Origin of the sequence: Jonquetella anthropi DSM 22815 (assembly GCF_000237805.1) — a bacterium.
GTDB lineage: Bacteria > Synergistota > Synergistia > Synergistales > Dethiosulfovibrionaceae > Jonquetella > Jonquetella anthropi.
This window is the reverse complement of record NZ_CM001376.1, coordinates 1,381,361-1,394,968: the sequence shown is the minus strand read 5'-3', so window position 1 is coordinate 1,394,968 and position 13,608 is coordinate 1,381,361. Positions and strand designations below refer to the sequence as shown.

Below are 13,608 nucleotides of genomic sequence, written 5' to 3'. Positions count from 1 at the left end.
GTTACTTTCCTGTGGTCAGATCGTAGCCTAGATTTTTCCAGAGATCAACGAGCACGTCCTGCTCGCAGTATCCAACATGGCGGCCGATCTCCTCACCCTTAGCGTTCAGGAAGACGAACGTAGGCACAGCAAGGACAGCGTACTTCTGGGCGGCTTCGCTGTCCTGAAGGACGTCGATCATCTTCACGTTGACCTGAGAGCCGTATTTTTTCTCAAAATCCTCGACGATAGGCTTCATAGCTTGGCAGGCCCCGCAGGAGGCGGTGGACAGGTCAAGCATCGTCGGCAGGTCATTTGTCGCTGGAGCCTGAGCGCCTTCGGCAGCTGGCTTCTGGACAGCAGTCGCCTCAGTGCCCTTCGCGGCGGTGCAGGTCGTTCCACCTTGATCGGCAAGGGCTAATCCGCTTCCGGCTGAAATGATGGCAAGAGCGGCGAATAATGGTATGATTTTTGTCGTAAACATGAGAAAACTCCTTTCAGGATCATGATGTACCGAATTATAAACGGTGTTTTTTGAGCGAAAGAGGCGTCTTTTACGGAGAGAGAGGCAATCAAATGAACGAGTCAGCTGTCGCCGGACGACTGGAAAATTTGCTGTTGAAAGCGCGTCAAGTCATCAAAGAAGAGTGGTCCACGCTGCTCAGCGTCACGGTCGGCACGGCGATCATCTGCTTTGCACTGGTCGCGCTGACCGTGCCGTACAAGTTCGCCGGTACCGGCGTCACCGGCATTGCCCTGATCACAAATTATCTATGGGGCATTTCTCCAGCCTGGGTCATCACGATCGGCAACGTGTTATTGCTCGTCTGGGGCTGGCGGGAGCTTTCAACCCGATTCGCCGCATGGACTGTCTACGTCACAGTTCTGACCAGCGTGATGGTGCCGTTCTTTGAGCTGTTTACCTATCCGGTCATCCAAAACCCGCTGCTGGCCGCCCTGTTCTGCGGCGTCGTGGGCGGGGCCGGATTTGGCATGCTTTTCCGCGTCGGTGCCTGTTCCGGTGGAACCGACGTGGTAGTCATGGTGGCGAGGCGCCGGTGGAACATGGAAGTCGGGACCATGTCGTTTTACCTCAACATGGTCATCCTGCTGTGCTCCATCACGGTAGTGAGCTTTGAGCAGCTGCTGCTGGGCGCTCTCGTGCTGTACGTGGAAACTTGGACGATTGACAACGTGGTGCGCAGCTTCCACCGGCGGACCCAGATTCTGGTCATTAGCCCGTACCACGAGCAGATTGCCTCCTACGTGATGGACGAGCTGGACAGGTCGGCCACGCTGATCCCGGTTACGGGCGCTTACTCGGGGCGGGAGGGGCGCATGCTGCTGATCGTCCTCAACCGTCGGCAGGTGGCCCTGCTGAAAATGTTCATCGCTCGGGTAGACCCGTCGGCGTTCGTCGTCTTCTCCGACGTCTCCGAGGTGGTCGGCGAGGGGTTCAAGTCCTGGGGCCGCGACTGACAAAACAAGACATGTCCAAGAGGCGTTCTCCGGTTTCCGGGGGGCGCCTCTTTTGGATGGGAATGTTACAATATCAAAAAGTAAATAAAGCTAACATTTTGGAGGTGCCCTATGGCTTTTCAGTGGAAAGATCTGGCCGACGACTTTTCCGGTCGGCAGCAGAGGATCGTCGGCGTCTCGCTTTACAATCAGGTTGGCGAGCGAATTGCCCGGGAGCGCGGCTTAGGCCGGGCCGTTGAGGTGGCCTGCGGCGACGGAGGCTTTTCGTCTTTCTGGGTCCCCAACGCGACGGAGGCCGTTCTCACCGACGTGGAACCTCTCATGTGTCAGGCTGCCGCGAAGCGGCTGGCCAAGTTCCCTCACGTTCGAGTCGAACCCGCCGACGCGCTGGCTCTGCCGTTCGAGGGCGGGACGTTCGATACGGCGTTGGCTCTCAACTTCATTCACGTCCTTCCCCCGCAGAAACGGCAGGCCGTTTTGGCGGAGCTGCGCCGTGCCCTTCGGCCGGGCGGCGCGCTGATCGGCCTCGACTTCGGCATCGACGGGATGACGGAAGAGCAGTTTCGGGCGATGGCCGTCCGCTACGAGCGGGAGTTCGGCCCGGTGAAGGAGAAGAAGCAGCCGATGACGTTTGATCAGCTGCTGGCCGAGGTGCAGTCGGCCGGGTTCAAGCTGGCCGAAAAAGAAGTGTTTCTCGAGCCGACCGGCAGCGCCGTGTTCTTCCGGGCCGTCGCTCCCTGAGATCGGCCGGCTCGGCGGCGAATCATGCTATACTGAAACACTGTAAGGCGTAAAAGTTTTGTCAGGAGGGATCCGAGGCCATGAAAATAGTGGTCGTCGGCGCCGGCGACGTGGGCGCGTTTGTCGCCAAGTCGCTGTCGGAGGAAGGACACGACGTCGTCGTCGTGGAACAGGACCCCGACCGGGCCGATTTGATGAAGGAAACGCAGGACGTGGCGGTCGTTCAAGGAAACGGCGCGCGGCCGATCGTGCTGGAACAAGCGGGGGTTTCCAAGGGAAACGACGTGGACGCGCTGATAGCCTGCACCAACCGGGACGAGGTCAACCTGATGGCCGGTTGGCTTGGCAAGCGGGCGGGCGTCAGGCAGGTCTTGGCGCGAGTGCGAGATCTTGAGTTTACTGACACGCCTGGCTGGGCTAAGGAACTGGGCATTGACATGCTTCACTCCCCCGAACGGGCACTGACGCGGGAAATCATGTCCCTGCTGGAGGTCACCGCGGCGCTTCACTCAACTGACATGGCCGGAGGTCTTGCCGGCAGTTTCGCGTTCCGCGTGGAGGACCGGTCGCCGGTTTGCGGGCGGTCCCTACAGGAAGTGGGCGTCGCGTACCCCGACTTGGGGGCTGTGGTCGTCTACGTGGAGCGGAACGGCGAGGGCTTTCTGCCCGACGGACAGTGGAGAGCTCAGGCCGGGGACCTGTGTTTCCTCGTGTGCCTGAAGGAACGGGCCATGAAGGCCCAAGCCCTTTTTCACCCCGGCCGGACCAAACGGCTGGGGCGAGTGGTCGTTGTGGGCGGCGGCAAGCAGGGGGCCAACTTGGCGCGGGGCATTCTGCGCCGTTATCCCGGACTTGAGACCGTGCTGGTTGATCTGCGGCACGACAAGTGCGTCAAGCTGGCTGGCGAGATGCCCGACTTAGAAGTGATCAACGGGGACGGCCGGGAGGCCGAACTGCTGATCAACGCGGGCGTTCAGAGCGCTGACGGCCTTGTGGCCACGACCGACTCGGACGAGCAGAACATCGTCATCGCGGCGTTGGCCGGGACGCTGGGCTGCCGCAAGACCGTAGCGGTTGCCCGCCGGCGCGGGTATTCCCGGCTGCGGAGCGTTCTGCCTGTCGACGTGCTGCTCAACCCGAACGAGACGTTGGCGTCGTCGTTTCTGCGGCACGTTCGCTATCCCCGAAGCGCCGGCGTCCTGTCGCTCATCGACCGAATCGGGGCCGAGACGCTGGAGTTCACTCTCCCGGAGGACAGCCCGCTGGCTGGCCGGGCGGTGATGGACTTGGGGCTGGACCGAGGGGCCCTGATCGCCTTGGTGAGCCGGGGCGGCGGGCTGATCGTCCCCAACGGCCGGACGACCCTGCTGGCCGGCGACGTGATTACCCTGTTCGCGTCGGGCGGGCTCATGCCCAAGGCGATGCGGCTGTTCGGCCTCTCGGCGTGAGAAGATGAAAAATCCCCTCGTCCTGAAAATTTTAGGGTGGTTTGGGCTGGTCGTCTCTGGGACCTTGGTCCTTCCGCTCGCTTGGGCGCTCTGGGACGCCTCGGCGGATTGGCTCCCAATTCTCTGTTCTTTAGCCGCCGGCGGCGTCCTGTCGGGGCTGATGATCTTTGTCGGGACCGGACTGTCGGCTCAAAAGGAGCAGAACATCAACGCCGGGGACGCGGCGGTGATTGTGACCGGCGCGTGGGTTCTCGCGTCCGCTTTGGGCGCGCTCCCTTACTGGCTTGGCGGGTACTGCAGCTACACCGACGCGTTTTTCGAGGCCATGTCGGGGTTCACGACGACCGGCGCGTCAGTTTTCCCGCTGGTGGAGGCCTTACCGCGGGGGATTCTCTTTTGGCGGGCCCTGACTCACTGGCTGGGCGGCATGGGGATCATCGTGCTGGGGCTGACAGTTCTCAAGCTGTCAGGCGTGGGCGGCATGGAGCTCTACAAGGCCGAGGCGCCGACGCCCCTGCCTGAGAAGCTCACCCCTCGGCTGTGTCAGACCGCCCTGTGGCTGTGGCTCATCTACATGGGGCTGACGGCGGCGGAGACCGCTGCGCTCGTCGTCTGCGGCATGACGCCCTTTCACGCCCTGTGCCACGCGTTTTCCACCATGGCGACCGGCGGCTTTTCGACCTTCAACGGCTCGGTCGGGCAGCTGAACAGCCCGGCGGTGGAGTGGGTCATCATCGTCTTTATGGTGCTGGCGGGCGTCAACTTTACCCTTCACTTTCTCGCCCTTCGGGGCGAGGTTTCTTGTTATTGGAAGGACGACGAATGCCGGCTGTACGGCGGAATTCTGTTGGCCGGCGGCGCCTTCGCGGCGGTCCTCGCGATGCGGGCAGGGTTTTTCACCCAATGGGGAGAGGCGTTTCGGCGCGGGCTGTTTACCGTCGTCAGCACTATGACGACCACGGGATTTGTGGTCTGCAACTACGACCTGTGGCCTGCCGCGGCGAAGTTCCTTCTTATGCTGCTCATCTGCATCGGCGCGAGCGCTGGGTCGACCGGCGGCGGCATGAAGTGCGCCCGGATCATCGTCCTCTTCCGTCAGTGCCGTCGGGAGCTCCGCCACAGCTTGGCTCCCTACCGGGTGGACGTGCTCCACTACGGCGGCGGGCAGCTCAAAGACCGGGACGTGTCGTCCATCGGGACGTTTTTTGTGGCCTATGTGTCCTGTCTCGGCCTGCTGTCATTGCTGGCCGCGCTGTTGGGCTGCGACGCCACGACGGCCCTCACGTCGGTGATCACCTGCCTGGGCAACACCGGTCCTGGGCTTGGCTCCGTCGGCCCGGTCGGCAACTACGCGGCTCTGGCCGGGTCGGTCAAGTGGGTGCTGTCGTTCGCCATGCTTTTGGGCCGCCTTGAGATCATCACCGTCGCGTTGGCCTTTTTTTCGTCCTTCCGGAGGCTCTGAACCTTTCGTCCTGCCGGCGCTCTGTGGTATTATTAGCGGGTGACGTGACCCCCGCGGAACGGCGAGGCGATCACCGCGAGATATCCCTAAAGGAGAGATAGCTATGAAAGAGATTCGCCTTGCTGATTTTCGGGCAGAGAACCTGATTTTTTCGATCAACCACCAGTTTAAGCCGAGCGACAAACAGGTGCCGCTTGCTTTGCGGGTGAACCAGCGCGTCCGCATGAGCGCCAAGCCGGAGGAGCCCGTGTTCCTCAACATGGCACTGACGGTTTTCGGCGACGCGGAGAAGAACAACTACCCGTTCACCGTCGTGGCCGACGTGACCGGCGTGTTCTTCGTCAACGCTGAAGGACAGGATCGGGAAGCGATCCTGAAGGATCACGGCTTGGAGATTCTCATGCCCTACATGCGGGCGATGGTCTCGCAGCTCGTCTCGCTGGCGAACCTGCCCACGCCGGTCATTCTCCCGCCGCTGGACGCCGACGCCTTCCACAGCGAGCCGACGGCCGAGCCTGAAGCCGACGGGGAGTCAGCCGAAGCGGAGGAGCCGAAAGAGTAGCTTTTGAACGATAAAGAGGACGGAGCCCTCAGGGGTTCCGTCCTCTTTTTGTTGCGTTCATTGGCTCGTTTCAGGCGACGATAATCTGGGAACTGATCAGCCGTTCGATTGAAACCCGGGCTTCAGCCACCCCGATGATGATCTGGCCGTCTACGTTCTTGCAGATCTCAACGGCCGATCCGGGGAAAATTCCCAAGTCGGCCAGCCGTTTGAGGGTGGCCTTGTCGGTGATCTCAACGGCTCGGATCAACACTTTCTCTCCAGAGGCACAGTCGCTCATTTTGCGTCCCATGCCGTTCACCTCCCGCGCGCAGTTTCGCCCTCGCCGGCGCAGCGCCGGATTCAGAGTTCATGATCACAAACACGCCGAGGGGCCGTCATGTTTTATATACCAATCGGACCGAAATTGCAAGAGAAACCGCAGAACGGCGGGCACGGCAGGCGCTTGCGTTTGAAGCGGGGACCAAGTAAAATATGACTTGTTGATAATAGCTAGTCATATTTACCGCTCAGGTCCTGAGGACAAGGACATTTCCCGCCTGACGGGGAGCCTGCGGGGGCGGAAACGGACGGAGGATTTTTGATGAACGGTGCGTCGATCAGAGGAATTTCTTGGGTGACCGGAACCCGCCGGGTGACGAATGAAGATCTCGTGGCCGAGTTTGGGACGTGGACGGCTAAAAAAATCAGCTCGAAGACGGGAGTGTCGGTTCGCTGGCTGGCGACGGGCGAGACGACGTCCCAGCTGTCGGCCCGGGCGGGCGAGGCGTTTTTCGCCGAACACCCTGGCGTTTCCCGGGAGTCGATCGACATGCTGGTGCTCTGCACCGAGACGCCCGACTATCTGCTGCCCGCCACGGCTTGCGTGGTGCACCGCCTGCTGGGCCTGAGAAAAACCTGCGGGGCGTTCGACTACAATTTGGGCTGCTCAGGGTACTGCTACGGCTTGGCGCTGTGCAAAGGGTTCATCACTTCCGGGCTGGCCCGGCGCGTCCTGCTGGTGACCTGCGACTTGGTAACCCGCCACATCAACCCGCGCGACAAGGCGACTCGGCCGATTTTCGGCGACGCAGCGACGGTCACGCTGGTGGAGGAGAGTGCGGCCGATCATCTCCCGTTTTTGAGCTTCGGCACCGACGGGAGCGGCGCGGACGCGCTGATCATTCCGGCGGGCGGCACGGCCTGTCCCCGCTCGGAGTCGACCGGCGTCGAGACGGCCAACCGGTTCGGCAACGTGAGCTGCGCTGAGAACCTGTTCATGGACGGCCGACGGGTGCTCGACTTTGGCGTGACCGAAGTCCCGGCGTCGCTGAGCGCCCTGCTTGCCGCCAGCGGCGAGAGCTTTGAGTCTGTGGACTTGATCGTGTTCCATCAGGCGACCCGGCTGATGCTTGAGACGCTTCGGGACAGCATGAGCATCCCGCCGGAGAAGTTCGTCATCGACCTAGAGGACACGGGCAACACGGTGAGTTCTACGATCCCTCTGGCTCTGGCCCGGGCCGTGCGCGCTGGGCGTCTTAAGCCGGGAATGAAGGTCCTGCTGTCGGGGTTTGGCGTCGGGTTCTCGTGGAGCAGCGCGCTGGTCCACTGGGACGAAGAGGCAAAGTAACGGGGAAAAAGAGAGCCGGACGGCGTGAAGCCGTCCGGCTCTTTGTTGATGAGGCCTACTCTTGAAACGCGTCGTCTGGCGCGAGGGGCAGCCCTGACAGCTTGGCCCGGGAGTCCCGGGTCTTTTGGGCGTTTTTGTCCCGGTACTCGACCAGCCGGGCGGCGACGTCCCGGTCGCTCAAGGCGACGATTCGGACGGCCAGCAGGGCGGCGTTTGACGCCCCGTCAATTCCGAGGCAGCCGACCGGCACGCCGCTGGGCATCTGGGCGATGGCGTAGAGGGCGTCAAGGCCGGTCAGAGCGCCTCCGGAAGCGGGAACGCCTAGGACCGGAAGGAGCGTGTGGGACGCCAATACGCCCGGCAGGGCGGCCGACAATCCGGCAACCGCGATAAGCGCCTTCAGCCCGCGGCGCGCGGCGTTCTGCGCGTAGCGCTGGGCGTCGACCGGCGTGCGGTGGGCCGACGCGACGGTCACCTCAAATTCAACGCCGAAGTCCTTCAGGACCGACGCGGCCTTCTGGGCTAATGGCTCATCGCTGGCCGAGCCGAGGACGATTCCAACCTGAGGGGTCATTCATCAAGCTCCTTTCAGGGCGTCATGCCCAATATCGTTTCGTTTTTGGCACCCGTCAAACGAGATCAGTTCGCTCGCTCGGTAGGCCAGTTCCCGCGCTTCGTCAAACGTCGCCGCCGCCGCTGAGACGCACAGCACCCGCCCGCCGACGGCCAAGAGTTTTCCGTCACGCCGCGACGTGCCGGAGTGGAAGACGCGGACGCCGGGCAGTTTTTCGGCCTCGTCGACGCCCGTGATGACCGCCGGGTCGCTCGGGCCGAACGGGTAGGTTTTCGAGGCTAAGACGACGCAGACCGCTGATCCGGATACGGGGACGCTGCCGGACGGGCCGAGCTCCCCCTGAGCGGCCGCAAGGCACAGGTCAAGCCAAGTGTCGCCGCAGAGTGGCAGAAGGACTTGGGCTTCTGGGTCGCCGAGCCGGACGTTGTACTCCAAGACGTTGATCTTTCCGTCCGGGCCGATCATCAGTCCGGCGTACAGCACGCCGCGGAACGGTATGTTCTGCGCGACAAGGCCGGCGACCGACGGCTCGACCACTTGGGCGATGATTCGCTTTTTCAAGTCGTCGCCCACCCAAGAGACGGGCGCATACGCGCCCATTCCGCCGGTGTTCGGGCCCTTGTCGCCGTCTTGGAGCCGTTTGTGGTCTTGGCTGAACGGGAGCAGTCGCCACGACTTCCCGTCCGTGACGATCATGACCGACAGTTCCCGGCCGGTCAACCCCTCTTCGATGAGAACCTGTTCTCCTGCCGCGCCCAGCGTCCGGTCTTGAAGCAGCTGGCGGCAGGCCGACAGGGCGCCGGAGAGTTCGGGCTCGACGAAGACGCCCTTGCCTGCCGCAAGCCCTGTGGCCTTGACCACGTAGGGCGGGACGAACTGGGATAGGGCGGCCTCGGCCTCGGCGGTGGAACGGCAGAGGACCGACCGGGCCGTCGGCACGCCGGCGGCGCGCATGAAGTCCTTGGCGAACGCTTTGTCGCTCTCGAGCCGAGCACCCGCCGCGCCCGGGCCGAAGACCGACAGCCCGGCCTGGCGCAGTTCGTCCGCGAGGCCGGCGGCCAAAGGGGCTTCCGGCCCGACGACGACCAAGTCGACGGCGCGTTTTTTGCACAGGTCAACCACCGCGGCGGCGTCCTGCCACGGGACGGGACAAACTTCGGCGAGACCTTCCATCCCCGGGTTGCCCGGGGCGGCGATCAGCCGGCCGCAGCGGCTTGAGCGGGACAGGGCCAGACAGATGGCGTGTTCCCGTCCGCCGCTTCCGATCACAAGACAGTTAATCGGCTTCATCGCTTCGCCTCAGTGCCGGAACGTGCGGACGCCGGTGATGAACTGGCTGACGCCGAGCTTTTCGGAGACGGCGAAAACCTCTTCGTCCTTCACCGAGCCGCCGGGCTGAATGATGGCCTGAACGCCAGCCCGAGCGGCCTCTTCCACTCCGTCAGGGAACGGAAAAAACGCGTCGCTGGCCATGACGGTGCCCCTAGCTTTCTCCCCGGCCTGACGGGCGGCGAACTCGACGGCGAACAGTCGGCTGCAGAAGCCCATGCCGATGCCGACCGTCGCGCCGTTCTTGACCATGGCGACGGCGTTGCTCTTGGAGAGCGCGGCAGCCTTCCAAGCCAGAATCAAGTCGTCCCAGAGCTCCGGCCGAGGTGTGCCGACCCACCGGCCCGCGTCAGGGGACGGAAGCGGCGGCAGCCCGTCGTCTTGGGCGAGAAATCCGGTCCAAGTGGAGCGCAGGCCTTTCGCCTGCGGCTGGACGCCGTCCCAAACGGCGATTCGCAGCTTAGGACGCCGGGCCGACAGAATGGCTAAGGCGTCGTCGTCGATGCTCGGGCAGAGCAGGACTTCAAGGAATCGGTCGGCCAGGATTCGGGCGAACGGCGCGTCGATGTTCCGCGTGACCGCGGCGACGCCGCCGAACGACGACACCGGGTCGCAGGCGTGGGCCAGCTGCCACGCCTCTTCGAGCGTGTCGGCCTGGGCAATCCCGCAGGGCGTCGTGTGCTTGATGACCGCTGCGGCGGGCCGGTCGCGGAGCAGGGCAAAGGCCCGCATGGCCGCGTCCAAGTCGAGGACGTTGTTGTATGACAGGCCCCCGCCTGATTTAATCTCCAGCGGGAAGCGGGAAGCGGCGGGCAGCAGAAGCTCGGCGGACTGGTAGGGGTTTTCGCCGTACTTGAGCGGATTGACCGAACTCAGAGCCAGCGGCGCGTCGTTGGGGCAGGGTTCGCCGAGGGACCGGCTCAAGGTCCTCACGATGACGGCGTCGTACCGGGCCGTTTGGTTCAGCGCTTGGACGGCCGCGTGGCGGCGGAACCCGTCGGAGAAATCTCCCCGCAGGTCCCAGTCGGCCAGCGCGGCGTCGTACTGGTCAGGGCGGCAGAGAACCGTCACAAACCGAAAGTTCTTCGCCGCGGCGCGCAGGAGCGAGACGCCGCCGATGTCAATTTGTTCGACCAGCTCGGCGGTGCCCGCGCCGTCAGACGCGGCGCGCTCGAACGGGTACAGGTTGCAGACCACTAGGTCAATCGGGCTGATGTTTCGGCTGACCAGTTCGCCCAAGTCCGACGGCTCGTCCCGGCGGGCCAGAATGCCGCCGAAAACGGCCGGGTGCAGCGTTTTGACCCGGCCGCCCAAAATGGACGGGAAGCCCGTGACGTCGGCGACCTCGGTCACTGGCAGTCCGGCTGAGCGCAGGAACTTGGCCGTGCCGGAGCTCGAGATTAGCTCGAAATCCCTTTCGATGAGTCCCCGGGCCAGTTTCTCCAGCCCGGTTTTATCGCTGACAGAAAGCAGCGCTCGTTTCTTCATTCAGGTCTCCTTTCCCCGCGCCGGGGAGCGACAGCGCGTAGTCTCGAACGGCGGGCCAGTAGATACGGTGTTCGGCCGCGTGAATTTTTTCCTCATACGACTCGCGGGTATCGCCGTCTTCCCTGGCGACGGCCTCTTGAACGAGAATCGGCCCGTGGTCGGTCAGCTCGTCGACGAGGTGAACCGTCACGCCGGAGTATTTCTCTCCCGTCGCCCAGAAGTCGTCGATCGCGTGGGCGCCCGGAAAAGCTGGCAGAAGCGCCGGGTGAATGTTGACGATTCGTCCCCGATGAGCGGCGACGAACTGGGGCGAGAGGATCCGCATGAACCCGGCCAGAACGATGAGGCTGACATCTGAGTCACAAATCAGCCGGGTCAGTTCGCCCTCAGCCGCCTCTTTCCCTTCCCTGTAGGGAAGGACGGCCGTTTGCAGGCCAAACTGTCGGGCTTTGGCCAGTCCGGGCGCGTCGGCTCTGCTCGAGGCGACGAAGGCCACGGAAAAACGGGGATCTTTTGAACATCGTTCGGCCAGAGCGGCCATGTTGGTTCCTCGGCCGGACAGCAAAACGGCCAGGCGGATCATGCCCGAACGACCCGTCCGATGACCTGTGGGTTTTCTCCGGCGGCTTTGAGCGCGTCAGTCAGCCGGCCGAGCGAGTCCGGCGACGTGATCATCACAAACCCGATGCCCAAGTTGAACACCCGGCGCATCTCGTCCTCGGCCACGCCGCAGGAAGCGATCAGGTCGAACACCGCCGGCCGCTTCCAGCTCGAAAAGTCCACGTCGCAAACGAGCCCGGCAGGAAGAACCCGGTTGACGTTGCCGGCCATGCCGCCGCCGGTGATATGGGCCATCGCCTTGACGGCCCCGGTTCGGGCCGCGCTCAGGGCCTGATTGACGTAAAGCCGGGTGGGCTTCATCAGCGACTGGCCAAGCGTCTCGCCGGGAACCGGCCCGGGACGGGACAGGTCGCCTTTGGCGATAGACTGGGCCAGAGCTTCCCGAACCAACGTGTACCCGTTGCTGTGGACGCCGGAACTGTGAAGTCCGACCAGCAGGTCACCCTCCTGAACCGACGAGCCGTCGATCACGTCTCGCTCGTCCACGACGCCGACGGCAAAGCCGGCCAAGTCAAACGTCTGGGGACCGTACACGCCGGGCATTTCGGCGGTTTCCCCGCCCAAGAGGGCGCAGCCGCAGGACGCGCAGGCCCGGGCGACCGACTCGACGACGGGGGCGAAAACCGGCTCGTTCAGGGCGCCGCAGGCGATGTAGTCGAGGAAAAACAGCGGCCGGGCGCCGCCTGTGACGAGGTCGTTCACGTTCATGGCCACCAAGTCTTGGCCGATCGGCGCGAAAATGCCCGTCGCGCGGGCCAGTTCAACCTTTGTTCCCACGCCGTCGCAGCAGCCGGCCAGAAGCGTTGTCCCGCTGAGCCGGTACAGGCCGCTGAAGCCGCCGATGCCGCCGACGACCGCAGGATCGGCGGGAACGCCCTTCATGATTTTCTTGATGGTCTCGACCCACTGATCGCCGCCGGCGATGCTGACGCCGCTTTTCTCATACGTCAAAGTCATCGTTCGTCTTCCTCCATGTAGTGTCCGTCAAAGCAGGCCGTGCAGAGCTCGCAGGCCGGCTTGCCGATGGAACGGATCAGAGCTTCTTTCGTCAGGTACTGCAGGCTGTCGCAGCCGAACTGGCTCGCCATCGCCGGCACGGACTTTTGAGCCGCCACAAGGTCGTCCCGGCTCGGCGTGTCGATGCCGTAAAAGCACGGGTAGCAGACCGGCGGGCTTGAAATCCGCAGGTGAATGCCCCGGGCGCCGCAGCGGCGGAGCAGGTCGCAGACCTTCCGCGACGTGGTTCCGCGGACGACCGAGTCGTCGATTGCCACCAGCTGGCGGCCCTCTATCAGGCTGCGGATCGGGTTCAGTTTTTTCTGCACGCCCAGCTCCCGCACCCGCGGCGTCGGCTCGATGAACGTCCGGCCCGAGTACCTGTTGCGGACGATCGCGGCCTGATAGGCATGTCCGCTCTCGGCGGCGTAGCCCAGTGCGGCGATTGTGCCGCTGTCCGGCAGACCTGTGACCACCGCGTCGGTCGGACAGCCGTTCGTCTTGGCGAGCTCCCGGCCCATGCGGATCCGGCTCTCGTACACCGACACGCCGTCGATGACGCTGTCAGGCCGGGCGAAGTAGACGTATTCAAACGCGCAGTGATAGTGTCGGGCCGGCGTGAGCGGCAACTTGGACGAGTGGAGGCCCGTCGAGTCGATCAGAAGAATTTCGCCTGGGTCAAGATCGCGGATGAAATGGGCTCCCAGCAGGTCAAAGGCGCAGCTCTCCGACGCCACGTAGAACACCCCGTCGCGCTCGCCTAGGGCCAAGGGACGGAACCCCCAAGGGTCGCGGACGGCGATGAGTCGGTTTTCGTGGACGATTACCAGAGAAAACGCGCCGCGAAGTTTGGTGCAGCTGCGCTGGACCGCGTCAGCGAACGGCACGTCGGGTTGATGGCTGATCAGGTGGAGCACGACTTCCGTGTCGGTGCGGGACTGGAAAATCGCCCCGCCGTGTTCCATCTGCCGCTTGAGCTCGTCGGTGTTGGTCAGGTTGCCGTTGTGAGCGACGGCGAACGACCCGTGAACGGACGAGCTGGCCGCAAGAGGCTGGGCGTTGGCAAGGCCGGTTCCGCCGGTAGTGGCGTAGCGGACGTGGCCGATCGCCGCTTGGCAGGTCACCTGAGCCAGCTCGGTCTGGGAAAGGGCCAGATGTACCAACCCGTTTCCCCGGCGGCACAGGACTTGCCCGGCCTCGTCAGACCACGCGACGCCGGCGGCTTCCTGCCCTCGGTGCTGTAGGGCGTACAGGCCTAAGTAAATTTCCTCCAGGAGGTGAGCCCCCCTGGAGGAAAAAGCTCCGATGATCCCGCACATC

Annotated in this window: 14 protein-coding genes; 6 read left to right on the top strand and 8 right to left on the bottom strand. The window is 63.7% G+C overall.

Going from position 1 to position 13,608, the window contains the following annotated elements:
- Nucleotide 1: 1 nt before the first annotated feature.
- On the bottom strand, nucleotides 2-463 hold the full coding sequence (locus JONANDRAFT_RS07905) for a thioredoxin family protein (RefSeq protein ID WP_008523259.1): 462 nt from the start codon (nucleotides 461-463) through the stop codon (nucleotides 2-4).
- Nucleotides 464-555: 92 nt separating this feature from the next.
- On the opposite strand from JONANDRAFT_RS07905, the gene JONANDRAFT_RS06500 reads away from it, so the two are divergent.
- From JONANDRAFT_RS06500 to JONANDRAFT_RS06480, 5 genes are all read left to right on the top strand, one after another.
- Nucleotides 556-1,458, top strand: coding sequence for a YitT family protein (locus JONANDRAFT_RS06500; RefSeq protein WP_008521767.1), 903 nt, complete (start codon nucleotides 556-558; stop codon nucleotides 1,456-1,458).
- Nucleotides 1,459-1,569: 111 nt separating this feature from the next.
- Nucleotides 1,570-2,199: a class I SAM-dependent methyltransferase gene (locus JONANDRAFT_RS06495; protein ID WP_008521766.1), complete on the top strand. Its 630-nt coding sequence runs from the start codon at nucleotides 1,570-1,572 to the stop codon at nucleotides 2,197-2,199.
- Between the two features lie 80 nt (nucleotides 2,200-2,279).
- Entirely contained in the window at nucleotides 2,280-3,647 is a 1,368-nt protein-coding gene (gene trkA, locus JONANDRAFT_RS06490) for a Trk system potassium transporter TrkA (RefSeq protein ID WP_008521765.1), read from the top strand.
- 4 nt (nucleotides 3,648-3,651) lie between these two features.
- Nucleotides 3,652-5,109, top strand: a complete 1,458-nt coding sequence (locus JONANDRAFT_RS06485; protein WP_008523258.1) for a TrkH family potassium uptake protein — start codon at nucleotides 3,652-3,654, stop codon at nucleotides 5,107-5,109.
- A 103-nt stretch (nucleotides 5,110-5,212) separates the two neighbouring features.
- Nucleotides 5,213-5,671 (top strand): protein-export chaperone SecB, encoded by a 459-nt coding sequence (locus JONANDRAFT_RS06480; protein ID WP_008521763.1) that lies wholly within the window; start codon nucleotides 5,213-5,215, stop codon nucleotides 5,669-5,671.
- A gap of 70 nt (nucleotides 5,672-5,741) precedes the next feature.
- Here the strand turns inward: JONANDRAFT_RS06480 and JONANDRAFT_RS06475 are convergent, their stop codons facing one another.
- Nucleotides 5,742-5,963 carry a FeoA family protein gene (locus JONANDRAFT_RS06475; RefSeq protein ID WP_008521762.1) on the bottom strand — a complete coding sequence of 74 codons (222 nt, stop codon included), beginning with the start codon at nucleotides 5,961-5,963 and terminating at the stop codon, nucleotides 5,742-5,744.
- 291 nt (nucleotides 5,964-6,254) lie between these two features.
- Here JONANDRAFT_RS06475 and JONANDRAFT_RS06470 point away from each other — a divergent pair, with 291 nt between their 5' ends.
- Nucleotides 6,255-7,280 (top strand): 3-oxoacyl-ACP synthase III family protein, encoded by a 1,026-nt coding sequence (locus JONANDRAFT_RS06470; protein ID WP_008521760.1) that lies wholly within the window; start codon nucleotides 6,255-6,257, stop codon nucleotides 7,278-7,280.
- Nucleotides 7,281-7,335: 55 nt separating this feature from the next.
- On the opposite strand, the gene purE is transcribed toward JONANDRAFT_RS06470, so the two are convergent.
- The 6 genes from purE to purF are packed head-to-tail and all read right to left on the bottom strand — an operon-like array spanning nucleotide 7,336 to nucleotide 13,607.
- The gene (purE, locus tag JONANDRAFT_RS06465) at nucleotides 7,336-7,854 is read right to left on the bottom strand and encodes a 5-(carboxyamino)imidazole ribonucleotide mutase (RefSeq protein WP_008521759.1); all 519 of its coding nucleotides are present in this window, start codon (nucleotides 7,852-7,854) and stop codon (nucleotides 7,336-7,338) included.
- A 3-nt stretch (nucleotides 7,855-7,857) separates the two neighbouring features.
- Nucleotides 7,858-9,144, bottom strand: a complete 1,287-nt coding sequence (gene purD / locus JONANDRAFT_RS06460) for a phosphoribosylamine--glycine ligase (RefSeq protein ID WP_008523257.1) — start codon at nucleotides 9,142-9,144, stop codon at nucleotides 7,858-7,860.
- A 9-nt stretch (nucleotides 9,145-9,153) separates the two neighbouring features.
- Nucleotides 9,154-10,671, bottom strand: coding sequence for a bifunctional phosphoribosylaminoimidazolecarboxamide formyltransferase/IMP cyclohydrolase (gene purH / locus JONANDRAFT_RS06455; RefSeq protein ID WP_008523256.1), 1,518 nt, complete (start codon nucleotides 10,669-10,671; stop codon nucleotides 9,154-9,156).
- A complete protein-coding gene (gene purN / locus JONANDRAFT_RS06450; RefSeq protein ID WP_008523255.1) occupies nucleotides 10,637-11,254 on the bottom strand; it encodes a phosphoribosylglycinamide formyltransferase in 618 nt (205 codons plus the stop codon). Before purN ends, purH begins: the two co-directional genes overlap by 35 nt.
- Nucleotides 11,251-12,249 (bottom strand): phosphoribosylformylglycinamidine cyclo-ligase, encoded by a 999-nt coding sequence (purM, locus tag JONANDRAFT_RS06445; RefSeq protein ID WP_008523254.1) that lies wholly within the window; start codon nucleotides 12,247-12,249, stop codon nucleotides 11,251-11,253. Before purM ends, purN begins: the two co-directional genes overlap by 4 nt.
- The gene (gene purF, locus JONANDRAFT_RS06440; protein WP_008523253.1) at nucleotides 12,246-13,607 is read right to left on the bottom strand and encodes an amidophosphoribosyltransferase; all 1,362 of its coding nucleotides are present in this window, start codon (nucleotides 13,605-13,607) and stop codon (nucleotides 12,246-12,248) included. Before purF ends, purM begins: the two co-directional genes overlap by 4 nt.
- Nucleotide 13,608 lies beyond the last annotated feature (1 nt).